General features: G+C 65.6%; 23 protein-coding genes and 1 pseudogene. 2 read left to right on the forward strand and 22 right to left on the reverse strand.

The genetic code is table 11. From position 1 onward, the window contains the following. Nucleotides 1–3: 3 nt before the first annotated feature. The 22 genes and pseudogenes from nagZ to AB4851_RS30755 form a co-directional block, all read right to left on the reverse strand. Nucleotides 4–1,032 (reverse strand): beta-N-acetylhexosaminidase, encoded by a 1,029-nt coding sequence (nagZ, locus tag AB4851_RS30650; RefSeq protein ID WP_414450089.1) that lies wholly within the window; start codon nucleotides 1,030–1,032, stop codon nucleotides 4–6. A 24-nt stretch (nucleotides 1,033–1,056) separates the two neighbouring features. Then, a complete protein-coding gene (gene acpS, locus AB4851_RS30655; protein WP_414450090.1) occupies nucleotides 1,057–1,473 on the reverse strand; it encodes a holo-ACP synthase in 417 nt (138 codons plus the stop codon). 7 nt (nucleotides 1,474–1,480) lie between these two features. Continuing rightward, the gene (gene pdxJ, locus AB4851_RS30660) at nucleotides 1,481–2,254 is read right to left on the reverse strand and encodes a pyridoxine 5'-phosphate synthase (protein ID WP_414450091.1); all 774 of its coding nucleotides are present in this window, start codon (nucleotides 2,252–2,254) and stop codon (nucleotides 1,481–1,483) included. Continuing rightward, nucleotides 2,251–3,137, reverse strand: a pseudogene (gene recO, locus AB4851_RS30665) (DNA repair protein RecO). The gene pdxJ and the pseudogene recO overlap by 4 nt, the downstream one beginning before the upstream one ends. Further along, nucleotides 3,124–4,026: a GTPase Era gene (gene era, locus AB4851_RS30670; RefSeq protein ID WP_414444298.1), complete on the reverse strand. Its 903-nt coding sequence runs from the start codon at nucleotides 4,024–4,026 to the stop codon at nucleotides 3,124–3,126. Before era ends, recO begins: the two are co-directional and overlap by 14 nt. Before the next feature lie 59 nt (nucleotides 4,027–4,085). After that, the gene (gene rnc / locus AB4851_RS30675) at nucleotides 4,086–5,237 is read right to left on the reverse strand and encodes a ribonuclease III (protein ID WP_414450092.1); all 1,152 of its coding nucleotides are present in this window, start codon (nucleotides 5,235–5,237) and stop codon (nucleotides 4,086–4,088) included. Between the two features lie 152 nt (nucleotides 5,238–5,389). Next, nucleotides 5,390–6,283 carry a signal peptidase I gene (gene lepB / locus AB4851_RS30680; RefSeq protein ID WP_414450093.1) on the reverse strand — a complete coding sequence of 298 codons (894 nt, stop codon included), beginning with the start codon at nucleotides 6,281–6,283 and terminating at the stop codon, nucleotides 5,390–5,392. Between the two features lie 16 nt (nucleotides 6,284–6,299). Continuing rightward, nucleotides 6,300–8,093, reverse strand: coding sequence for a translation elongation factor 4 (gene lepA, locus AB4851_RS30685; RefSeq protein ID WP_414450094.1), 1,794 nt, complete (start codon nucleotides 8,091–8,093; stop codon nucleotides 6,300–6,302). 190 nt (nucleotides 8,094–8,283) lie between these two features. Continuing rightward, complete coding sequence (locus tag AB4851_RS30690; protein ID WP_414450095.1) at nucleotides 8,284–8,541, reverse strand: glutaredoxin family protein; 258 nt, start codon at nucleotides 8,539–8,541, stop codon at nucleotides 8,284–8,286. Between the two features lie 9 nt (nucleotides 8,542–8,550). After that, a complete protein-coding gene (locus AB4851_RS30695) occupies nucleotides 8,551–10,080 on the reverse strand; it encodes a DegQ family serine endoprotease (RefSeq protein WP_414450096.1) in 1,530 nt (509 codons plus the stop codon). 17 nt (nucleotides 10,081–10,097) lie between these two features. Continuing rightward, a complete protein-coding gene (locus AB4851_RS30700; protein ID WP_414450097.1) occupies nucleotides 10,098–11,153 on the reverse strand; it encodes a MucB/RseB C-terminal domain-containing protein in 1,056 nt (351 codons plus the stop codon). 5 nt (nucleotides 11,154–11,158) lie between these two features. Continuing rightward, a complete protein-coding gene (locus AB4851_RS30705; protein ID WP_414444291.1) occupies nucleotides 11,159–11,770 on the reverse strand; it encodes an RseA family anti-sigma factor in 612 nt (203 codons plus the stop codon). An 85-nt stretch (nucleotides 11,771–11,855) separates the two neighbouring features. Next, nucleotides 11,856–12,455 (reverse strand): RNA polymerase sigma factor RpoE, encoded by a 600-nt coding sequence (gene rpoE / locus AB4851_RS30710; protein ID WP_414444290.1) that lies wholly within the window; start codon nucleotides 12,453–12,455, stop codon nucleotides 11,856–11,858. Nucleotides 12,456–12,551: 96 nt separating this feature from the next. Further along, nucleotides 12,552–13,010: an RNA polymerase subunit sigma gene (locus AB4851_RS30715; protein WP_414450098.1), complete on the reverse strand. Its 459-nt coding sequence runs from the start codon at nucleotides 13,008–13,010 to the stop codon at nucleotides 12,552–12,554. 11 nt (nucleotides 13,011–13,021) lie between these two features. Further along, nucleotides 13,022–14,260, reverse strand: a complete 1,239-nt coding sequence (gene fabF / locus AB4851_RS30720) for a beta-ketoacyl-ACP synthase II (protein ID WP_414450099.1) — start codon at nucleotides 14,258–14,260, stop codon at nucleotides 13,022–13,024. A 161-nt stretch (nucleotides 14,261–14,421) separates the two neighbouring features. Beyond that, complete coding sequence (gene acpP, locus AB4851_RS30725; RefSeq protein ID WP_012735022.1) at nucleotides 14,422–14,661, reverse strand: acyl carrier protein; 240 nt, start codon at nucleotides 14,659–14,661, stop codon at nucleotides 14,422–14,424. Between the two features lie 145 nt (nucleotides 14,662–14,806). Further along, nucleotides 14,807–15,556, reverse strand: coding sequence for a 3-oxoacyl-ACP reductase FabG (fabG, locus tag AB4851_RS30730; protein ID WP_414444287.1), 750 nt, complete (start codon nucleotides 15,554–15,556; stop codon nucleotides 14,807–14,809). Between the two features lie 33 nt (nucleotides 15,557–15,589). After that, nucleotides 15,590–16,522, reverse strand: a complete 933-nt coding sequence (fabD, locus tag AB4851_RS30735; protein ID WP_414450100.1) for an ACP S-malonyltransferase — start codon at nucleotides 16,520–16,522, stop codon at nucleotides 15,590–15,592. A gap of 67 nt (nucleotides 16,523–16,589) precedes the next feature. Next, the gene (locus AB4851_RS30740; protein ID WP_414444285.1) at nucleotides 16,590–17,579 is read right to left on the reverse strand and encodes a beta-ketoacyl-ACP synthase III; all 990 of its coding nucleotides are present in this window, start codon (nucleotides 17,577–17,579) and stop codon (nucleotides 16,590–16,592) included. Further along, nucleotides 17,580–18,686: a phosphate acyltransferase PlsX gene (gene plsX / locus AB4851_RS30745; protein WP_414444284.1), complete on the reverse strand. Its 1,107-nt coding sequence runs from the start codon at nucleotides 18,684–18,686 to the stop codon at nucleotides 17,580–17,582. It abuts the gene before it with no gap. Between the two features lie 134 nt (nucleotides 18,687–18,820). Beyond that, nucleotides 18,821–19,000, reverse strand: a complete 180-nt coding sequence (gene rpmF, locus AB4851_RS30750; RefSeq protein ID WP_010105341.1) for a 50S ribosomal protein L32 — start codon at nucleotides 18,998–19,000, stop codon at nucleotides 18,821–18,823. Between the two features lie 97 nt (nucleotides 19,001–19,097). Then, complete coding sequence (locus tag AB4851_RS30755) at nucleotides 19,098–19,742, reverse strand: DUF177 domain-containing protein (protein WP_414450101.1); 645 nt, start codon at nucleotides 19,740–19,742, stop codon at nucleotides 19,098–19,100. Nucleotides 19,743–19,984: 242 nt separating this feature from the next. Here AB4851_RS30755 and AB4851_RS30760 point away from each other — a divergent pair, with 242 nt between their 5' ends. Further along, complete coding sequence (locus AB4851_RS30760; protein ID WP_414450102.1) at nucleotides 19,985–20,611, forward strand: Maf-like protein; 627 nt, start codon at nucleotides 19,985–19,987, stop codon at nucleotides 20,609–20,611. Further along, the gene (locus tag AB4851_RS30765; protein WP_414450103.1) at nucleotides 20,608–21,330 is read left to right on the forward strand and encodes an SAM-dependent methyltransferase; all 723 of its coding nucleotides are present in this window, start codon (nucleotides 20,608–20,610) and stop codon (nucleotides 21,328–21,330) included. Before AB4851_RS30760 ends, AB4851_RS30765 begins: the two co-directional genes overlap by 4 nt. Nucleotides 21,331–21,373 lie beyond the last annotated feature (43 nt).

Genomic DNA, 21,373 nt, shown 5'->3' on the forward strand with positions numbered 1-21,373 from the left:
CGCTCATCCCAGCGTCTCGCGCAGCAGCGCCGTGGCGCGCTGGTAGTCGGGGCGGCGCGTCAGCTTGTCCCAGCTCGACGGCTTGCCGCGCGGACGCAGCCGGCGAATGCGGCGCGCCGATTCCGCCGACACCTCGGCCTGCATCTCGTTGAGCACCTTTTCGGCTTCTTCGGGCTGATTGCAGACCAGCACCATGTCGCAACCGGCCTCGATCGCCGCGTCGGCCGCCTGGGCGAGCGAGCCACCCGCACGCGCCGCTTCCATCGACAGGTCGTCGCTGAACACCGCCCCCGTGAAACCGAGCCGGTCGCGCAGCACGTCCTGCAGCCAGATCGGCGAGAACCCGGCCGGGCGCCGATCCACCTGCGTGTAGATCACGTGCGCCGGGATCACCGCCGACAGCGACAGGCCGAGCCAGTCGTAAGGCGCGACGTCGACCTTGAGGATCTGCTCGAGCGGCCGGTCGTCGGTCGGCAGCGCGACGTGCGAATCGGCTTCGGCAAACCCATGGCCGGGAAAATGCTTGCCGCAGTTCGCCATGCCGGCCAGCGCCAGGCCGTGGTTCAGGCTCTTGGCCAGCAGCGTGACGACGCGCGGGTCGCGATGGAACGCGCGATCGCCGATCACCTTCGAGCGGCCGTAATCGAGATCGAGCACCGGCGTGAAGCTCAGGTCGATGCCGCAGGCGCGCAGTTCGGCCGCCAGCACGAAGCCCACGGCGGTCGCCAGCTTGGTGGCGTGCAGCACGTCCTTGTCCCACAGCTCGCCGAGCCGGCGCATCGCCGGGAGCACCGTGAAACCGTCGGTACGGAAGCGCTGCACGCGGCCGCCTTCGTGATCGACGGCGATCAGGATGTCCTCGCGCACCGCGCGGATCGAATCGGTCAGCGCGCACAGCTGGGCGCGGTTCTCGAAATGGCGCGTAAACAGGATCACGCCGCCGGTACGCGGATGGGCCAGGCGGCGTGCATCGTCGCGCGTGAGTGTCGTGCCGACGACGTCGAGCATGACGGGGCCGGGAGTCGGTTTCATCGGGTCGGTCCGTGGAGAAGAGGTTCAGTCGCGAGCCGGCACGGCGCCTGGCGTTTCGGCCACGACGAAGGACACGGCGTAGTCGCGTTCGTCGCTGACGGTCACGCGCGCGCTGATCTGCCGCGCGGCCAGCCAGTCGGCCAGTTCGCCCGAGGCCACCACGTAGGGCTGGCCGCTCGGTTCGTTGAGGGTTTGCAGCGCGCGCCAGGTCATCGGCCAGCGCATGCCGAGGCCGATCGCCTTCGAGAACGCTTCCTTGGCCGAAAAGCGCGTGGCCAGGAACGCGATGCCGCGCGCCTCGGAGCGCTTGCGGCGCGCATGGAACACGCGCAGTTCGTCGGGGCCGAGCACCTTCTCGGCGAACCGGCCGCCGGTGCGTTCGAGCACCGCGGCAATCCGGCTCACCTGAACGATGTCGGTGCCGATCCCGTAGATCGTCATGGCGCGCTCAACGGCCGCCGTGGCGGGCGGCCACGCGTGCCGCCACCATGATCGCCTTCATCTCGCGCACGGCGTTGTCCCAGCCCGTGAAGATCGATTGCGCGACGATCGCGTGGCCGATGTTCAGCTCGACGATGCCGTCGATCGCGGCGATCGGCTGCACGTTGGTGTAGTGCAGTCCGTGGCCCGCGTTGACCTTCAGGCCCAGCGCGACGCCCGCGTCCACGCCCGCCACCACGCGCTCGTATTCGCGCTGCTGCGTGGCCTCGTCGTGCGCTTCCGCATAGGCGCCGGTGTGCAGCTCGACCACTGGCGCGCCGGCCTCGTGCGCGGCGCGAATCTGCTCGGCATCGGGATCGATGAACAGCGACACCCGCACGCCGGCCTCGGCCAGTTGCCGGCACGCGGCGCGCACGGCCTCGAAATGGCCGGCCACGTCGAGGCCGCCTTCGGTCGTCAGTTCCTCGCGCTTTTCCGGCACCAGGCAGGCGTCGTGCGGACGCACCTCGCAGGCGATGTCGAGCATCTCGGCCGTGACCGCGCATTCGAGGTTCATGCGCGTGACCAGCAGCGGGCGCAGCGCACGCACGTCGGCGTCGCGGATATGGCGGCGATCCTCGCGCAGATGCAGCGTGATCGCGTCGGCGCCGGCCTGCTCGGCGGCCAGCGCGGCGCGAATCGGATCGGGATAGCTCGTGCCGCGCACATTGCGCAGCGTGGCGACGTGATCGATGTTGACGCCGAGATCGATGGCGTTGGGCGCGGTCAGGAAGAAGCTCATAGGTTTTGCAGGTCGATCAGAATCTGGCGCGTGGCGAGCGGCGTGCCGCCCAGATAGGTGTTGAGCAGGAAGCGCATCAGCGTCTTGCTTTGCGCGACGGTCTGCGCACGATGGTAATCGTCCTCCTCCATGTCGAGCAACGTCTGGCCCGACACGACCGGCCAGTGCGACGGCAGCTCGTGGTCCGCCTCGCGCACGCCGCGCTCGGGATCGAACACGTAGCGGCCGTCAGCTTGCACCGTGCGGCGCGACACCGTGCGGGTCAGCGCACGTGCATGGCCGGTTTCGCGCAGCAGCACGCGCTCGAACGAGCGCAGCACCTGCACGGCCGGCTCGTCGTGGGCGAGCCGCGCGAGCGTGAGAAGGTAATGCTGGAACAGGGGGGAAACGGATCTTCGCGCGCGCAGAACTTGACCAGCAGTTCGTTGACGTAGAAACCGCAGAGCAGCGCGTCGCCGCCCAGCGGCAGCATGCCGCCCACCCATTCGGCGCCCGTCAGCGTGCGCATCTCGGATTTGCCCGACCACGACAGCGACAGCGGCTGGAACGTCTGCAGCACGCCGCGCAGCGCCGAATGCGGACGCTTGGCGCCCTTCGCGACGAGCGCGACGCGGCCGTGGTCGCGCGTCAGCACGTCGATGATCAGGCTGGTTTCGCGATAGGGATAACTGTGCAGCACGAAACCGGGCTGCTCGGAAACGCGAAATTCGGATGCGCGCGGCCCGCTGGCGCGACGCGGCTTGCGCGCCGGTGCGCGGGGAGCGGGTTCGGACGCGGCGGTGCCGGACGAAGCCGCCGTGGCGTCGGGCACGTCGGGCGCGGGATCGGCCAGCGACACGGGGACATCGTCGCCGACGCCGTCCGTCCCGTCATTCGTACCCATAGGCACGAAGCCCCGCTTCGTTGTCGGCCCAACCGCTCTTGACCTTGATGAAGGTCTCCAGATACACGGGGCCGTCGAACAGCTTTTCCATGTCGATACGCGCCTCGGTGCTGATCTGCTTGAGCTTGGCGCCCTTCTTGCCGATCACCATCGCCTTGTGCGAATCGCGCTCGACCAGGATCGTCGCGAACACGCGCGTGAGCCGGCCTTCTTCCTCGAACTTGTCGATGATCACGGTGCTCGTGTACGGCAGCTCGTCGCCCGTCCAGCGGAACACCTTCTCGCGCAGGATTTCGGCGGCGAGAAAACGCGAGCTGCGGTCGGTCAGGTCGTCTTCGCCGTAGATCGGATCGCCTTCCGGCAGGTAGGGCCTGGTGACCTGCATCAGCCGGGCGACGTCGTCATCGCTCTTGGCCGACAGCGGCACCACTTCGGCGAACTCGCGCAGATCGCCCATGTCCTTCAGGAACGGGAACAGCGAACTCTTGTCGGCGACCCGGTCGAGCTTGTTGAGCACCAGCAGCGTCGGCACGTTCTTCGGGATCAGGTCGAGCACCTTTTGATCGTCGGGGCCGAAACGGCCCGCCTCGATCACGAACAGGATCGCGTCGACCGAGGTGAGCGTGGACGTGACGGTGCGGTTCAGCGTGCGGTTCAGCGCGGTGCTGTGGCGCGTCTGGAAGCCCGGCGTATCGACGAAGATGTATTGCGCGTCCGGCAGCGTGTGGATGCCGGTGATGCGATGGCGCGTGGTTTGCGCCTTGCGCGAGGTGATGCTGATCTTCTGGCCGACGAGCGCGTTCATCAGCGTCGATTTGCCGACGTTCGGCCGGCCGACGATGGCGACCATGCCGCAACGGAATCCGGCGGGAGTAACGGGAGCGTTCATATCAGGTTGCTGCAATGCGTGGCGAGCCGCACGACGCGGCCCGCGACTGGATCAGGAGTTCAGTGACCGGCATCGGCCACGCGCAGGGGCGCGGCGGCGAGGTCGGTATCGGCGTCGTCGGACGGCCCGGATGTGGTGTCGCGCAGGCGCAACGTGCGGTCGCCCGTACCGGCGCCACGAACGGCGGTATCGGGCTTGTCGCCGGCTGCCGGCGCCGATTTCTCGGTAGCGGGTTTATCTGCGGCGGGTTTATCCGTCGCTTGCGGCTTGTCGTTCGGCTTGTCGGCCGGTTTATCCACAGGCTTGTCGGCCGATTTCACAGTGTCGCCGTGCGAACCCGCGCGAATCACGGCCACCGGTATGCCGCGCTCGGCGGCGCCGTCGGCCGGCTTGCCCGCCGCGGACGCCGTACGTTCCTTGCGTTCGGCCGGCGCGGCCCGCAGGTCCAGCGCTTCCTGCACACCCTTCACGCCCGGCACGATGTCCGGCTCGCCCTTGGCGCGCGAACTCTTCGAGCGCTTCGGCTTGGCAGCGGCCATCGGGCGCGCCATCACCTCGTCGAGCGCCTTCTTCGCGGCAGCCTGCTCGGCCGCGCGGCGGCTCGCGCCGGAACCCGACACCTTGATCTCGAGCTTCGGCACCGTGCATTCGACTTCGAATTGCTGATTGTGCGCCGCACCATGCGTGGCGACCACGGTATAGGTCGGCAGCGCGATCTTGTGGCCTTGCAGGTATTCCTGGAGCAGGGTTTTGGCATCCTTGCCGAGCGTGCGCGGATCGATGTGATCGAGAATCGGTATGTAAAGGCGCTTGATCACCCCTTGGGCGGCTTCGAAGCCGCCATCGAGGAACACGGCCCCGATGATGGCTTCGAACGCGTCCGCGAGAATCGACGGGCGGCGAAACCCGCCGCTGCGCAACTCCCCTTCCCCGAGCCGCAGGCCTTCCGAAATATTCAGGGCCTGAGCAATTTCGTACAGCGACTGCTGCTTGACGAGATTGGCTCGCACGCGCGACAGATCGCCCTCGTCCAGCTTGCTGAAGCGCTGGAACAACAGGGCCGCCACCGCGCAATTCAGAACGGAATCGCCGAGAAACTCGAGCCGTTCGTTATGCGTGGCGCTGTGGCTACGGTGGGTCAAAGCCTGACGCAGCAATTCCGCATTGCGAAATTCGTAGCGCAGCCGGCTTTCCAACTGGGACTGAGACATGAGCAGGAGTATAACGCGGCCGCGGGTGCCGTCGAGTGACGGATGCCGGGCGTGAAAAGGCGTGTCGAAGCGGTGTTACCGCGGGTTCTTGAAGTGATTTGCCAGCATTGCGCGTGGCCGTCGCGCAATGCTGGCCGGGATCGACCGGTGGCTCAGTGGAACGAGCCGATGCGCTTCAGGTCGCTGAAGTTCATCCAGATGAAGAACGCGCGGCCGACCACATCCTTGTCGGGCACGAAGCCCCAGTAGCGGCTGTCCGCGCTGTTGTCGCGGTTGTCGCCCATCATGAAGTAGTGGCCCGGCGGCACCTTGCAGGTCACGCCGTGCTCGTTGTACTGGCAGTTGCTCTTGTACGGGAAATCGTCGGCGCCCATCACGAACGGCGGCACGGCCGGGTTGTTCAGGATCGCGTTCTTGCGGCCGTCGATGGTTTCTTCGTACTGCTTCGCATAGTTCATGCGTTCTTCGTCGAAGAAATCGGGCAGCGGCGTTTCGGGCACGGCCTGGCCATTGATGGTCAGCTTCTTGTCGTAGTACTGCACGGTGTCGCCCGGCAGGCCGATCACGCGCTTGATGTAGTCGACCGACTCATCCTTCGGATAGCGGAACACCACGACGTCGCCACGCGCGAGCGGGCTGCCCGAGGTGACCTTCTGGTTCGTGATCGGCAGGCGCAGGCCGTATTCGAACTTGTTGACGAGGATGAAATCGCCCACCAGCAAGGTCGGCACCATCGAGCCCGACGGAATCTTGAACGGCTCCACCACGAACGAGCGCACCACGAACACCGCCAGAATCACCGGGAAAAAGCTTGCCGTGTATTCGAGCCACCACGGCTGGCGCAGCTTCTCGTCGCGCAGCTTGGCGCGCGTCGCATCGGCGTTTTCGTCGGCGAAGCGCGCCTCGACGCGCGCTTGCTGATTGTCGAACTCGGCTGCCGCTTGGTCGGCCGCCTTGCGACGGCCCGGCAGGAACACCAGCTTGTCCAGCACCCACGCAATCCCCGTCAACACGACGAGCACAAACAGAATCAATGCGAAATTCATAAAAGGATCAGTCCTGTTATTTGTCTTCGACCCGCAAGATCGCGAGGAACGCTTCCTGCGGGATCTCGACCGAACCCACCTGCTTCATGCGCTTCTTACCGGCTTTCTGCTTTTCGAGCAGCTTCTTCTTTCGCGAGATGTCGCCGCCGTAGCACTTGGCCAGCACGTTCTTGCGCAGCGCCTTGATGTTTTCGCGCGCGACGATGTTCGCGCCGATCGCGGCCTGGATCGCCACGTCGTACATCTGGCGCGGGATGATCTCGCGCATCTTCGCCGCCACTTCGCGGCCGCGATATTGCGACTGCGAACGGTGCACGATGACCGACAGCGCATCGACCTTGTCGCCGTTGATCAGCATGTCGACCTTGACCACGTCCGACGAGCGGTATTCCTTGAACTCGTAATCCATCGACGCATAGCCGCGCGAAGTGGATTTCAGGCGATCGAAGAAATCGAGCACGATTTCGGCCATCGGGATTTCGTAGGTCAACTGCACCTGGCGGCCGTGGTACTGCATGTTGATCTGCGAGCCGCGCTTCAGTTCGCACAGCGTGATGACCGCCCCGACGTATTCCTGCGGCATGTACAGGTTCACGGTGACGATCGGCTCGCGCACTTCCGCGATGCGGCCCGGATCGGGCATCTTGGCCGGATTCTCGACCTTGATGATTTCGCCGTTGGCCTGCACGACCTCGTACACCACGGTGGGCGCCGTGGTGATCAGGTCCATGTCGAATTCGCGCTCGAGGCGCTCCTGCACGATTTCCATGTGCAGCAGGCCGAGGAAGCCGCAGCGGAAGCCGAAGCCGAGCGCCTGCGACACTTCCGGCTCGTATTGCAGCGAGGCGTCGTTCAGGCGCAGCTTTTCGAGCGATTCGCGCAGCGCGTCGTACTGGTTCGCCTCGACCGGGTAAAGGCCCGCGAACACCTGCGGCTTCACTTCCTTGAAGCCCGGCAGCGGCTCCGGCGCCGGCTTGGCGACGTGCGTGACGGTATCGCCCACCTTCGCGGCCGTCAGCTCCTTGATGCCGGCGATGATGAAACCCACCTGGCCGGCCGACAGCGATTCGAGATCGCGCGATTTCGGGGTAAACACGCCGACATGCTCGACCGGGTATTGCGCACCGGTGGCCATCAGCTTGATCTTTTCCTTCGGACGCAGCGTGCCGTTGACGATGCGCACCAGCATCACCACACCGACGTAGTTGTCGAACCACGAATCGATGATCAGCGCCTGCAGCGGCGCGTCGGGATCGCCCTTCGGCGGCGGCACCTTGGCGATCAGCGCTTCGAGCACATCTTCGACGCCGAGCCCCGTCTTGGCACTGCAACGCGTGGCATCGGTCGCATCGATGCCGATCACGTCCTCGATTTCCTCGATGGCGCTTTCCGGGTTGGCCGCCGGCAGATCGATCTTGTTCAGGACCGGCACCACCTCGACGCCGAGCTCAATCGCCGTGTAGCAGTTCGCGACGGTTTGCGCCTCGACGCCCTGGCTTGCATCGACGACCAGCAACGCGCCCTCGCAGGCCGACAGCGAGCGGCTCACTTCATACGAGAAATCGACGTGCCCCGGGGTGTCGATCAGGTTCAGGTTGTAGACCTTGCCATCGCGTGCGCGATAGGACAATGCGGCCGTCTGTGCCTTGATCGTGATGCCGCGCTCGCGCTCGAGATCCATCGAGTCGAGCACCTGCGCTTCCATTTCGCGGTCGGAGAGGCCACCGCATACCTGGATGATGCGATCCGCGAGCGTCGACTTGCCGTGGTCGATGTGCGCGATGATCGAGAAATTGCGAATATGATCCATTCAGTGCCGATCAAGCGAAAAAGGCGCGCTCGACGACTGCGGAGCACGCCTTGTAAGTCGGTGAAAAAACAGCCTATTTTAGCCGAAAAGGCTTGGCAGAGGCGGCATTTTGGCCGCGCCCGGCCAGATAAGGCACGAAAACTGCAGGAATGTGTGTCGGGACGGCCGCTTGCCGGACCGACCGGCGCCTTTACCGCGCCCCGCCGGCCACGCCGCGCCGCAACAGCGCCGCGCGCACCGCGACCGCATCGAACCGGTGGCGGCACACCTCGGCGCCGTCAAGCAGCAGCACCGGGACGTCCTCGTCATAGCGCGCCACCAGCGCGGAATCGGCGTCGATATCGACGTACGTCACCGCCACCTGAAACTCGGCCGCGACCGGGGCCAGCGCCGCGCGCAGATCATCGCACAGGTGGCACCAGCCGCGGCCGTAGAGGGTGAAGGCCACGCGCCGCGGTTACTTCTGGCGCGGACGCAGCGGAACGAACTGCGTGTTGTCGCCGCGCCGCACCAGCACCGCCACCATCTTCGACGGGTCCAGCTTCGACGTCAGGTCGACGAATTGCTTGGCGTTGGTGATATCGGTGTCGCCCACGCGAATCACGATGTCGTCGCGCTTGAGGCCGGCGCGCGCCGCCGGGCCGTCGGCCGCATCGACGTGCACGCCGTTCGGCACCTTGGCCGCTTTCAGTTGATCGGCCGTCAGATCGCTGACCGTCAGGCCGAGCGCATTGCTCTGGCGCGGCTTGACCGGCTGGCTCGGCTTGCCGTCGGCGTTGCGCGCGCTCTTCTCGGCCGGCACTTCGGCAATCATGATCGGCAGATCGCGCGAGGTGCCCTTGCGCCAGATCGTGACCGTCGCGTGGGAGCCCGGCTTGGTGTCGCCGACCATGCGCGGCAGATCGGTGGCTTCCTCGACGTCACGCCCATTGAACTTGAGGATGATGTCGCCGGCCTGCACGCCGGCCTTGTCGGCCGGGCCGCCCGGCTCGACGCTGCTGACCAGCGCGCCCTGCGCACGCGGCAGGCCGAGCGAATCGGCGACATCCTTGGTGACCTCGCCGATCGCCACGGCGATGCGCCCGCGCGTGACCTTGCCCGAGGTCTTCAACTGCTCGGCCACGCGTATCGCCTCGTCGATCGGAATCGCGAACGAAATGCCCATGAAGCCGCCGGTCCGGCTATAAATTTGCGAGTTGATGCCGATCACCTCGCCCTGCATGTTGATCAGCGGGCCGCCCGAATTACCGGGGTTCACCGCGACGTCGGTCTGGATGAACGGCAGGTAATCGCCGGTGTTGCGGCCCTTCGCGCTGACGATGCCGGCCGTGACCGTGTTGTCCAGCCCGAACGGCGAACCGATCGCGACCACCCACTCGCCCACGCGCACCTTGTTGGAATCGCCGATCGACACGCTCGGCAGATTGGCGGCGTTGATCTTGACAATCGCGACGTCGGTGCGCTCGTCCACGCCGATCAGCCTGGCCTTGAATTCGCGCTTGTCGGTCAGCGTCACGTAGATCGTGTCGGCGTCATCGACCACGTGCGCGTTGGTCATCACATAGCCGTCGGGCGACAGGATGAAGCCGGAGCCCACGCCGCGGTTCTGTTCGGTGTCGGGCGCATCGGGCGCGCTCTTGGGCGCCCCCGGCGTTTGCGGCAGCGGGATGCCGAAGAAGCGGCGGAAGAACTCCGACATGTCGCCGTCGTCCGGGCCTGGCTGGAACGCGCCGCGCGGATCGACCGGCACGGTGGCCGTGGTGCGGATGTTGACCACGGCCGGGCCGGCCTTCTCGACCAGATCGGCGAAATCGGGCAACGCGGCGCGGGCCGCGGGCGCGGAAGGCGGTGCAACCGGCACCGATGCGGCAGCCGGCGCCGACGCACCCGAGGTGGGCGAAGCGGTTTGCGCGGCCAGCGACGCAACGGGCAAGCACGCCGTCATCGCCGCCGCGGCCGTCCAGGTACGCAGCGTGGTCTTGATCATGTCGGGGAACCGGGAGCTTACTTCGAAGGCTTGTATTCTATGGCACCCGCGAACTGCTGCAAGGTTGCCTGCGGCACTTCGCCCAGCAAGGTGATCCAGAAATCGCCGCTGCGCTTGACCAACACATGGGTGGCGCCGGTGCTGCCCGCCCCTTCCTTGCGAGTGGAACCCTTTTCCACCGGTTCGATGAAGGCCGACACGGTAGCGAGGCCGTCGGTGAACACGGCCTGATCGACGGCGATCGGCGCGGCCTTCGGATCGCGCGCGGCCATCGGCCGGCGCACTTCGCGGATCTTGCGGAAACCGGCCACGCTCGGCGCGATCTTCCAGCCCTGCGCCTCGATGTCGACCGGCGCCACCGGCGGGCGCACCACGGTACAGTTGTCGAGGTTGCGGATGCTGTTCGCGATGATGGTTTTTTCGGCCGGATTCGCGGCGCCGATCTGCAATTGCGAGAACGCTACCTGCTCAAGCACGTGGTCGTCGGCGTCGAGCGTCTGCGTACGCAGCAGCAGGCCAGTCTTGGCGTCGGTCCAGAGCTTGTAGGCGAAGCGGTTCGCGTCCTTCGGCACCAGTTCGACAACCTGCGCGTCGATACCGGCCACCCGATCCTGGCCGGCCGGCTTGACGTCGTAGGCCGACAGCACCTGTTCGCCGCTCGCGCCGAGCAGCGACGGGAACGCGTCACGGTTCTGGCGACGCTCGACCACGCACAGATGACGCTCGGGCACGAACGTGACGAGATCGTCGTTATGACGCAGCAGCTTGCGCGGCTTGCCGTCGAGGCTTTCGATCTTCTCGTATTCGCCGCCCTTGGCCGCGACGTGGGTGATGCGCGACGACTGCACGTAATTGCCGCGCTGGAACACGAAGGTGCCGTCGTAGTTCTGAGCTTGCGCGGCCTGCTGAATGCGGTCCAGCCAGGCGGCCGCGGCTTGCGGGCCGGCGGCCGGATCGAGTGCGGGTTGCGCGATCGCGTGGTTGTGAACGGAAATCAGTGCGGCGGCGCACAACACGAGCGCAGGCAGCCGCGTCCAGCCGGAAGTGGCGCGATTCAACAGCAATGTCCGCATCGAGTTTATTGGCCTTGCGTCGTGACGGCGGTGCGAATGAGCGGCATCGAGCCCGACACGACGGGCTGCTGCGCGAATTGCTGGTGCGCTTCGAGGTATTGGTCGAGGCTCGCGTCGCGGATGATGTTCAGATCCTGACGGGCCGGCGCGGACACACGCTGCAGATCCTGCGGCGCCACCGATGCCACCTGCACCTGCGAGACACCCGGCTGGCCCGCGCCCTGCATTTGCGGCACGACGATCCAGGTGAACATGGCGGCCGCGGCGGCCACCGCCAGCCCCGGCACGAGACGGCGGCGCAGCGCGCTGCGCGGCGCCGGTGCAGCGGCCTCGACCGTCAGCGCGGCCGGCGCGATCAGGTGCGGCTCGGCCGCGAACGCGGCGGAAAACCGGGCGCTGAAGGCGTGGCTGACCGCCGGCGCGATCGCGAGATCGTCGGAACGCAGTGCGTCGCCGATCGCGTGAAACTCGGACCAGGCGCGACGCTCCGTGTCGCCGAACGCGGCCAGGATCTGGCCGAGCGGCAGGCCATCGGGCGAATCGCCGTCGACCAGTGCGGATAGACGCTCGCGTTGCGAGCGGCCTTGCGAATGCGATTGCGTAGAGACCGACCCCATGATGCTCCCCATCTTCAATACCCCGTCGTGACACACGACTCTGTATAACTGGACCCCGTGCCGTTTCCGCACCCCGGGGCAGGCCTTACCAGCGCCTGCCTTCGGGCGTGTCGAGAAGCGGACGCAACTTGTTGGCGATCGCCTCACGGGCCCGGAAGATTCGCGAACGAACGGTGCCGATCGGGCAGTTCATCATTTCCGCGATTTCTTCGTAACTCAGGCCCTCGATTTCCCGCAATGTGATGGCCTGACGCAATTCCTCGGGCAGCAGGGCCATCGCAGCGTTCACCGTTTCGGCGATCTGCTTGCTCATCAACATCGACTCGGGCGTGTTGATATCCCTTAGTTGGTCTGCGTCCGAGAAAGTTTCCGCTTCTTCCGCATCCGCTTCAGTGGATGTCGGCGCGCGGCGCCCCTGGGTCGCAAGGTAGTTCTTGGCCGTATTGACGGCAATTCGGTACAACCATGTATAGAACGCGGATTCGCCGCGAAACTGCGGCAGCGCGCGGTATGCCTTGATGAACGCGTCCTGGGCCACGTCCTCGACCTCGGCGGGATCCCGCACGAGGCGCGAGATCAGCCGGAGGATCTTGCGGTGGTATTTGGAGACCAGGAGTTCGAACGCCGCCTTGTCGCCTTTCTGAACGCGTTCGACCAGAACCTGATCGATTTCTTTTTCACTCACCTGACAAATCCGTTAACTAGGGATGCAACGCGGAGCGCTATTGTACCAACGCCCACCGGCGCGCCGCGAAAGCGGCCGTGGCCCACGCACCCGCCGCTAATCGCGGCCGGCTCGCCTGCCGGCCACCGACAGCGCGCGAAACGCGCGCGGCTCGATGGCATCGGCCGGCACCAGGAACGGCACCGGCCGCCCGTGCTCGCGTGCAATCTCGAGCACCAGCAGCCGGTCCGCCCAATGCGTGCAGCGAACCACGGCACCGTGCGCGAGGCGTCGCCCCGAACCATCGTACACGGCCAACGCGCCGGTACCCGGTTCGAGCAGCAACGCGCACGGCACACGGCGCGCACTGGTTTCACGCGCCACCGAGGCGAGCAAGGCAGCACTCAGCAACCCGACGAACACCGCTTCCACGCTCCCGACGAACGACGCTGCGCTCGCACCGGCAGCCGCCGCGCAAAGCACGACGAAGGCTGCCAGCACGACGCGCAGCGTCGTCGATGCACGCAGCGCGACAGGCTGCGTGCCAGGGAAGTGTGGAAGGGAGGGACCCGTCAAGCGATCCCGCTTCAGGCGCGCTTGAAAACCAGCGTGCCGTTAGTCCCGCCAAAGCCGAAGGAGTTCTTCAGCGCGACATCAATCTTCATGTTCCGCGCTTCGTTCGCGCAGTAATCGAGATCGCATGCCGGATCCTGATCGAAGATGTTGATGGTCGGCGGCGACACCTGGTTGTGCACGGCGAGCACCGTGAACACCGATTCGAGGCCGCCCGCCCCGCCCAGCAAGTGGCCCGTCATCGACTTCGTCGAGTTGACCACCATCTGCTTGGCGCGATCGCCGAACGCACGCTTGATACCGGTCGTTTCGGCCAGATCGCCGAGTTGCGTCGACGTGCCGTGCGCGTTCAGGTAATCGACCTGATCGACGTTGATGCCGGCGTTGCGCAGCGCAGCCAGCATGCAGCGGCGGGCGCCATCGCCATCCTCGAGCGGTGCGGTCATGTGATAGGCGTCGCCGCTCATGCCGTAGCCGCTGATTTCGGCGTAGATCTTCGCGCCGCGTGCCTTGGCGTGCTCGTACTCCTCGAGCACCATCACGCCCGCACCTTCGCCGAGCACGAAGCCGTCGCGATCCTTGTCCCACGGACGGCTCGCCGTCGCCGGATCGTCGTTGCGCTGCGACAAGGCACGCGCGGCCGCGAAGCCGCCGATGCCGAGCGGCGACACGGTGGCTTCCGCGCCGCCCGCGATCATCACGTCGGCGTCGCCGTATTCGATCATGCGCGAGGCCTCGCCGATGCAGTGCAGGCCGGTGGTACAGGCCGTCACGATGGCGAGATTCGGGCCTTTCAGACCGAACTTGATCGACAGATGGCCCGAGATCATGTTGATGATCGAGGCCGGTACGAAGAACGGCGAAATCCGGCGCGGGCCGCGGTTCAGCAGCTCGGTTTGCGTGACTTCGATCATCGGCAGACCGCCGATGCCCGAGCCGACGATCACGCCGATGCGCTCGGCGTTTTCCTCGTTCACTTCCAGGCCGCAGTCCTTCATGGCCTGCATGCCTGCCGCGATGCCGTAATGGATGAAGGTATCCATGTGACGCGCTTCTTTCGCGGGCAGGTAGTCTTCGACGTTGAAGCCTTTCACCTCGCCCGCAAAGCGGGTCGAGTAGTTCGTTGCATCGAACTTGGTGATGTTGGCAATGCCGGACTTCCCGGCGACGAGATTGGCCCACCCGTCGGCAACATTATTGCCAACAGGCGAGATCAGCCCAAGGCCTGTAACAACAACTCGACGGCGGCTCACGGTACCCTCTTTTCCATAGGATGACAAAAACAGAAGCCACAGGGGCCGCAGGAACCAGCCCTGCGAGCCCTGTGGCTGTTAGCGCGGCCGGCAAGCGTGCCGGCGGCGAGATCTGGCGCCCATGCAGCGTTTCGACAACGTTGCAAGTGGCGTTGCCTTGGTTAGGCCTTGACGTTCGCGCGAGCGTAGTCGATCGCTTGCTGAACCGTCGTGATCTTTTCGGCCTCTTCGTCCGGGATTTCCATGCCGAACTCGTCTTCGAGCGCCATCACCAGCTCGACGGTGTCGAGCGAGTCTGCGCCGAGGTCGTTCACGAACGAAGCTTCGTTCTTGATTTCGCCTTCGGCCACGCCCAGTTGCTCGGCGACGATCTTCTTGACACGTTGTTCGATGTTGTCCATTACCCCTCCGAGGGAAGTTTGAGATTTACAAGTGCGCGCATTTTATCAGGTTTGATGCCTCCAAAAATGCGCGCCGGCATTGCGGTTCGACAGGCGCCGACAGCGCCTCCATCCGACATACGGCGCGGATGGTAAACGAATTCCGTTACGACATGTACATACCGCCGTTCACATGCAGCGTCGTGCCGGTGATATACCCGGCGAGCGGCGAGGCGAGGAACGCGACGGCGTGAGCGATATCGTCGGTGCTGCCGAGGCGCCCGAGCGGAATCTGGGTTTTCAGTGCGGCCTGCTGTTCTTCGGGCAGCGACTTGGTCATGTCGGTATCGATGAAGCCCGGCGCCACGCAATTGACGGTGATGCCGCGGCTGCCGATTTCACGTGCCAGCGCACGCGTGAGGCCGGCCACGCCGGCCTTGGCAGCCGCGTAGTTGGCCTGGCCCGGATTGCCGAGCGATCCCACCACCGACGTGATGTTGATGATGCGGCCGCCACGGGCCTTCATCATCGGGCGCAGCACGCCGCGCGACAGGCGGAACACCGATTTCAGGTTGGTGTCGATCACGGCGTCCCAGTCGTCGTCCTTCATGCGCATCGCCAGTTGATCCTGGGTGATGCCGGCATTGTTGACGAGGATGTCGAGACGGCCGAATTCCTTGACGACGGAATCGATCAGCGCATCGCTCGACGCGGCGTCGTTCACGTTCAGCACCGCACCGCGGCCGGCCAGGCCGGCTTCGCCGAGCGCCGCGCCGATGCCTTCGGCGCCCGCTTCGCTGGTGGCCGTGCCGATCACCGTCGCGCCCTGGCGCGCGAGTTCGAGCGCGATTGCCCGGCCGATGCCGCGCGACGCGCCGGTGACGATCGCCACCTGTTTGTCGAGAGTCTTGTCCATGTTGTTCCGTGAATCGGATGAATCGGAATGCGGTCAGGCGGTGACGAGCTTCAGCACGTCGTCGAGCGTCGCCGGATCGTACACGGCTGCGCCCGTCAGTTCGCCATCGATGCGCTTGGTCAGGCCCATCAGCACCTTGCCCGGCCCGCATTCGACCAGATGCGTGACGCCCGTGCCCGCGATATGCCGGACGCATTCGACCCAGCGCACCGGGCCTGCCGCCTGGCGCACCAGCGCATCCTTGATGGCAGCCGGATCCGACACGACGGCAACGTCGATGTTGTTGACCACGGGAATATGCGGCGCGGCGATCGTGACGCCGGCCAGGTAGTCGCGCAGTTGATCCGAGGCTGGCTTGAGCAGCGACGAATGGAACGGCGCCGACACCGCCAGCGGCAGCGCGCGCTTCGCACCCTTCGCCTTGGCGACTTCGCAGGCCTTCTCGACCGCGGCCTTGGTGCCGGCGATCACGACCTGCGCGGGCGCGTTGAAATTGACGGCTTCGACCACGCCGGCCTCCGATGCCTCGGCGCACACCGCGCGCACCGTGTCGTCGTCGAGGCCGAGGATCGCGGCCATGCCGCCCTCGCCGACCGGCACGGCGCTTTGCATGGCCTGTGCGCGGAAACGCACCAACGGCACGGCGTCGCGAAACGCGAGCGCGCCCGAGGCGACCAGCGCCGTGTATTCGCCGAGGCTATGGCCCGCGACGATCGACGGCGCCGGGCCGCCGGCCTGTTGCCAGGCGCGATAGCACGCGTAGGCGGCCGTCAGCATCACGGGCTGCGTGTTGGTGGTGAGGTTCAGTTCTTCGGCCGGGCCTTCGGCGATCAGCTTGCCGAGATCCTGGTTCAGCGCATCGGACGCCTCCTGGACCGTTTCGCGCACCACGGCGAACTCGGCGAATGCGTTGAGCATGCCGACCGCTTGCGAACCCTGCCCCGGAAAAACAAATGCAAATTTCATCTCGTCCTCGTTTGATTCGTTCGAACGACGCGCCGGCCTGGGCGCGCCCGGTGAAGCGCGGCTCCGCTCAGAAGCGGAACACCGATGCGCCCCACGTGAAGCCGCCGCCGACGCCTTCGACCAGCACGGTCTGGCCGCGCTGGATGCGGCCGTCGCGCACCGCCACGTCGAACGCGAGCGGGATCGATGCGGCGGACGTGTTGCCGTGTTCGCCGACGGTGACGACCATGCGCTCCTGCGGCAAGCCGAGCTTGCGGCAAGTGCTGGTCATGATACGGATATTCGCCTGGTGCGGAATCAGCCAATCGACCTGGTCGGGCGTCAGATTCGCCTTCTCCAGCGCTTCGACGGCCACCTTCTCCAGCACGTTCACGGCGAGCTTGAACACCGCCTGGCCGTCCATGTGAAGAAACGCGCTGCCCGCGATCACGCCGCCGTTCACGTTGCCCGGCGTGCAGAGGATGTGCGAGTAGCTGCCGTCGGCGTGCAGTGCGCTGCCGAGGATGCCCGGCTCTTCCGAGGCGGACAGCACGACCGCGCCGGCGCCGTCGCCGAACAGCACGCAGGTGGTGCGGTCCTTGAAATCGAGGATGCGCGAGAAGGTTTCGGCGCCGATCACCAGCGCGTTGCGATGCTGGCCGCTGCGGATGAAGCTGTCGGCCGTCGCCAGCGCATAGGCGAAGCCCGAGCACACGGCCTGCACGTCGAACGCGGCGCCGCCGTTGCGGATGCCGAGCTTGTTCTGCAGCAGGCAGGCGGTGCTGGGAAAGACGAAATCGGGTGTGGAGGTGGCGACGATGATCAGGTCGATCGACTGCGGATCGATATCGGCCGCTTCGATCGCGCGCTGCGCGGCGATCAGGGCGAGATCGCTGGTCGTGACGTCGGGATCGGCGAAATGGCGCGTATGGATGCCGGTGCGCGCGACGATCCATTCATCGCTGGTTTCGATGCCGTCTTTCGCGAGGCGGTCGGCGAGCGCCTGATTCGTGACGCGGTTGGGCGGCAGGTAGCTGCCCGTGCCGAGCACGCGGGAATAGAGAGTCGATTGGGCCATTTATGCTTTGGAGGACAAACCGGCAGAAGGTTCGGCCTGCTGGCCTGCAGACGGTGCTGCCTGACCGGCCCCGCCCGCGTCGTGACCGCTTTCGCCAAGCGGCATCGCGTTTTCCGCCATGGCCCGGGAAAGGCGCTCCAGCACGCCATTTTTGACCGCATCATACCCGCGTTTGATAGCCCACTCAAACGCGTAGGCATCGGCGGAACCGTGGCTCTTGATCACCAGGCCGCGCAGGCCGAGCAGCGCCGCGCCGTTGTATTGGCGGTGGTCGACGCGCTTCTTGAAGCGCATCAGCACCGGCAGCGCGAGGATCGCCATCAGCTTGCTGGGGAGCGAACGGCTGAACTCTTCCTTGATGATGTTGGCGAGCATCTGCGCGAGGCCTTCGGACGTCTTCAGGGCGACATTGCCGACGAAACCGTCGCAGACGATCACGTCGACCGTGCCCTTGTAGATGTCGTTGCCTTCCACGTTGCCGCGGAAATTGAGCGTGCTGGTACGCAGCAGCTCGCCGGCGCGCTTGATGGTCTCGTTGCCCTTGATCACCTCTTCGCCGATGTTGAGCAGGCCGATGCTCGGGCGCTCCTTGCCTTCGAGGGCGGCGACCAGCGCATGCCCCATTTCGGCGAACTGGAGAAGGTGCTGAGGCTCGCAATCGACGTTGGCGCCGAGGTCGAGCATCATCGTGTAGCCGGACGGATTCGGCAGCGCCGAGGCGATGGCGGGCCGTTCGATGCCGGGCAGCGTCTTGAGCACGTAGCGCGACACGGCCATCAACGCACCGGTGTTGCCGGCCGAGATGCAGGCCTGGGCGGCGCCGTCCTTGACGTGATTGAGCGCGACGCGCATCGAGGAATCTTTCTTCCTGCGCAGCGCGACTTCGACGGGATCGTCCATCGCCACCACTTCGGTCGCCGCGACGATCGACAGCGAAGGATCGTCGAGCGCCTTGAGCTTCTTCAGCTGGGAGCGGATGGCCGAATCGAGGCCGACCAGCATCAGGTGCGCATCGGGATGCGCACGGACAAACTTGACTGCCGCGGGAACGGTCACGGACGGGCCGTGGTCGCCTCCCATGCAATCGATCGTGAGCTTTACTGTCATGGAGTGCGACGAATTTCAGGCACAAAAAAGCGGCAGTTGAATGCCGCCTTCTTGTTGAGCCAGGAAAGTGTCAAGCGAACCGGGCGTCACGCGTGTCCCCCTGCAATGGTGCGGGCGGGCGCGACGCAAGGTGCTTAGTCGTTCTTCGTCTTGACGACTTTCTTGCCGCGATAGTAGCCGTTCGGGCTGATGTGGTGACGCATATGCACTTCACCCGTGCTCGGCTCGACGGCCAGGGGCGTCGTCGTCAGGAAATCGTGCGAACGGTGCATGCCGCGCTTCGACGGCGACTTCTTGTTTTGCTGAACTGCCATGACTAACTCCTAAAAATTTTCCGGATTCTAACACAGCCCGAATCGGCGCTATCCATCCAGGCACTCCCGCCCGACGCCTTCCCGTGCTCCACCTACGTCAGTGTTTCTTGTCGCCGTCCCGCTTCAGCGCTTCGAGCGCCGCGAACGGATTGGGCCGCTCATCGCCGGGCACCTCGCCGCCTTCGGATTCTTCATCGAGATCCTCGGTATCGGTGGCGGGACCGCTCACCCCCGATACGAGACTTTCGTGAACCGACGGACAGCTTTCGTGCTTCGGAACGAGCGGCAACGAGAGCAACAGCTCTTCCTCGATCAAGTCGACGAGATCGAACTGGCGCGAACCCACGATCACATCGACTTCATCGGTCTCATCGAGCGGAATGGCTTCCGCTTCTTCTTCGGTTGCAACAATTCGATACAGCATGTCGACATCGAAGGCCTGCTGATACGGAGCCATGCAGCGCTGGCATCCGAGCCACGCGGTGCCGTGCAGCGCGAGGCGCAGATACGGCTGGGCCAGCTCGCTGCCGTCTTCCTGCAGTTCCGCTTGCGTCGAGCCTTCCGCCTGCCACGTGAACGTGGTGTCGCGGTCTGGCGCGTCGGCCGGCACTTCGTTTAACATGCGCGGCAGTTGCGAGAGCCGCACCGCGCCTGCCGATTGCCGCCCGCTGCGGGCGAATTCGAACAGGTCGACGAGATGCGGATCGAGCGACACCGCAGGTTTGCCAGAAGAGGAATTCATGTGCGCTCCCGCGTTGTTCGCTTGGCTTTCACCTTGCTTTTGCCGACATCGCCGAACCCGAATCGACCGGCGGACCGAGACACAGGCCTGGCCGCTTTGCCGCTCGGGCCCTTGCGCCGATCGATCGAACCGATCAGCATCGCTGCCGATGAAAAGCGCAAAACTATATCCGTTTTATCTTTTCGAGTCAATCACTTAACCTGCCGCGCTGCGCAAGCCCGCGACGCCGCTTCCGACGCCCCATGATGACCACGTTTTCCCGCCCGCCCAGGCTGATCCTGGCGTCCAGTTCGCGCTACCGGCGCGAACTGCTCGAACGCCTGAAAATCCCGTTCGACGTCGTCACACCCGATCTCGACGAAACCCCGCAAGACGGCGAAACACCGGCCGACACTGCGCTGCGGCTCGCCGCCGCCAAGGCGCGCGCCGTCGCCGGTCAGCTCGATGCACTCGACGGCGCGATCGTGATCGGCTCCGACCAGGTCGCCACCTTCGACGGCCGCCAGATCGGCAAACCGGGCAGCCACGAACGCGCGCTCGAACAATTGCAGGCGATGCGCGGTCGCGAAGTCGAATTTCATAGTGCCCTATGCGTTTTCGACAGCCGCAACGGCCACACGCAGATCGAGGACGCGATCACGCGCGTGCGCTTTCGCTCGCTGTCCGACGCCGAACTCGATGCCTACCTGCGCGCCGAAACGCCCTACGACGTGGCCGGCAGCGCGAAATCGGAAGGGCTCGGCATCGCCCTGCTCGACGCGATCGATTCAAACGACCCGACCGCGCTGATCGGCCTGCCGCTGATCGCGCTGACGCGCATGTTGCGCGAAGCGGGCCTGCCGCTGTTCGGCGCGGAGGTGCGGGGATGAGCGCCGGTACGCTGTATCTGATCCCGAACACGCTCGGCGACGGCGATGACTCGATGCTGGCCGCCGTGTTGCCCGCGGCCGTGCAGGCGCGCGCCGCCTCGCTCGGTTATTACATCGGCGAGAACGCCAAGACCACCCGCGTGTTCCTGAAGAAAGTCGGCGTCGAACGGCCGATCCAGGAAATCGAGATCCGCGAGTTGAACGTCAAGACGCCGGCCGGCGAGATCGAGCGCCTGCTCGCGCCGATCCTGGCCGGCGCGGACGCCGGGCTGGTGTCGGAGGCGGGCTGCCCCGCCGTCGCCGATCCGGGCGCGCTGCTGGTGCGCCGCGCCCACGAGCGCGGCGTGAAGGTGGTGCCGCTGGTCGGCCCCAGCTCGATCCTGCTGGCGTTGATGGCCTCGGGCCTGAACGGCCAGACCTTCGCGTTCCACGGCTACCTGCCGGTCGATGCCGCCGCGCGCGCCAAACGGCTGCGCGAGCTCGAACAGCAATCGCGCAAAGGCAGGGAAACGGAGATTTTCATCGAGACGCCGTACCGCAACCAGGCGATGCTGGAGACGCTGATCGCGACCTGCGCGCCGTCCACGTTGATCTGCGTGGCGGCCGACCTGACGCTGGAAACGGAAACCATCGTCAGCCGCAGCGCGGCCGACTGGAAGAAGAAACCGGCGCCGAATCTGCAGAAACGGCCCGCGATCTTCCTGTTGCTGGCGAACTGACGCGTTTGGCCGGGCGCGCTGACGCGGCCCGGCCAAACGCATT

The sequence above is a fragment of the Burkholderia sp. 22PA0099 genome (assembly GCF_047497165.1).
Classification (GTDB): Bacteria; Pseudomonadota; Gammaproteobacteria; order Burkholderiales; family Burkholderiaceae; genus Burkholderia.

What these genes read in the sequence shown, in the direction of transcription:
- AB4851_RS30760 (WP_414450102.1), top strand. Translation starts at nt 19,985, where the DNA reads ATGATGACCACGTTTTCCCGCCCGCCCAGGCTGATCCTGGCGTCCAGT.
- AB4851_RS30705 (WP_414444291.1), bottom strand. Translation starts at nt 11,770, where the DNA reads ATGGGGTCGGTCTCTACGCAATCGCATTCGCAAGGCCGCTCGCAACGC.
- era (WP_414444298.1), bottom strand. Translation starts at nt 4,026, where the DNA reads ATGAACGCTCCCGTTACTCCCGCCGGATTCCGTTGCGGCATGGTCGCC.
- AB4851_RS30740 (WP_414444285.1), bottom strand. Translation starts at nt 17,579, where the DNA reads ATGGCCCAATCGACTCTCTATTCCCGCGTGCTCGGCACGGGCAGCTAC.
- AB4851_RS30695 (WP_414450096.1), bottom strand. Translation starts at nt 10,080, where the DNA reads ATGATCAAGACCACGCTGCGTACCTGGACGGCCGCGGCGGCGATGACG.
- rnc (WP_414450092.1), bottom strand. Translation starts at nt 5,237, where the DNA reads ATGTCTCAGTCCCAGTTGGAAAGCCGGCTGCGCTACGAATTTCGCAAT.
- lepB (WP_414450093.1), bottom strand. Translation starts at nt 6,283, where the DNA reads ATGAATTTCGCATTGATTCTGTTTGTGCTCGTCGTGTTGACGGGGATT.
- nagZ (WP_414450089.1), bottom strand. Translation starts at nt 1,032, where the DNA reads ATGAAACCGACTCCCGGCCCCGTCATGCTCGACGTCGTCGGCACGACA.
- pdxJ (WP_414450091.1), bottom strand. Translation starts at nt 2,254, where the DNA reads ATGAGCTTCTTCCTGACCGCGCCCAACGCCATCGATCTCGGCGTCAAC.
- acpS (WP_414450090.1), bottom strand. Translation starts at nt 1,473, where the DNA reads ATGACGATCTACGGGATCGGCACCGACATCGTTCAGGTGAGCCGGATT.
- AB4851_RS30755 (WP_414450101.1), bottom strand. Translation starts at nt 19,742, where the DNA reads ATGAATTCCTCTTCTGGCAAACCTGCGGTGTCGCTCGATCCGCATCTC.
- acpP (WP_012735022.1), bottom strand. Translation starts at nt 14,661, where the DNA reads ATGGACAACATCGAACAACGTGTCAAGAAGATCGTCGCCGAGCAACTG.
- rpmF (WP_010105341.1), bottom strand. Translation starts at nt 19,000, where the DNA reads ATGGCAGTTCAGCAAAACAAGAAGTCGCCGTCGAAGCGCGGCATGCAC.
- AB4851_RS30700 (WP_414450097.1), bottom strand. Translation starts at nt 11,153, where the DNA reads ATGCGGACATTGCTGTTGAATCGCGCCACTTCCGGCTGGACGCGGCTG.
- fabG (WP_414444287.1), bottom strand. Translation starts at nt 15,556, where the DNA reads ATGGACAAGACTCTCGACAAACAGGTGGCGATCGTCACCGGCGCGTCG.
- plsX (WP_414444284.1), bottom strand. Translation starts at nt 18,686, where the DNA reads ATGACAGTAAAGCTCACGATCGATTGCATGGGAGGCGACCACGGCCCG.
- lepA (WP_414450094.1), bottom strand. Translation starts at nt 8,093, where the DNA reads ATGGATCATATTCGCAATTTCTCGATCATCGCGCACATCGACCACGGC.
- AB4851_RS30765 (WP_414450103.1), top strand. Translation starts at nt 20,608, where the DNA reads ATGAGCGCCGGTACGCTGTATCTGATCCCGAACACGCTCGGCGACGGC.
- fabD (WP_414450100.1), bottom strand. Translation starts at nt 16,522, where the DNA reads ATGAAATTTGCATTTGTTTTTCCGGGGCAGGGTTCGCAAGCGGTCGGC.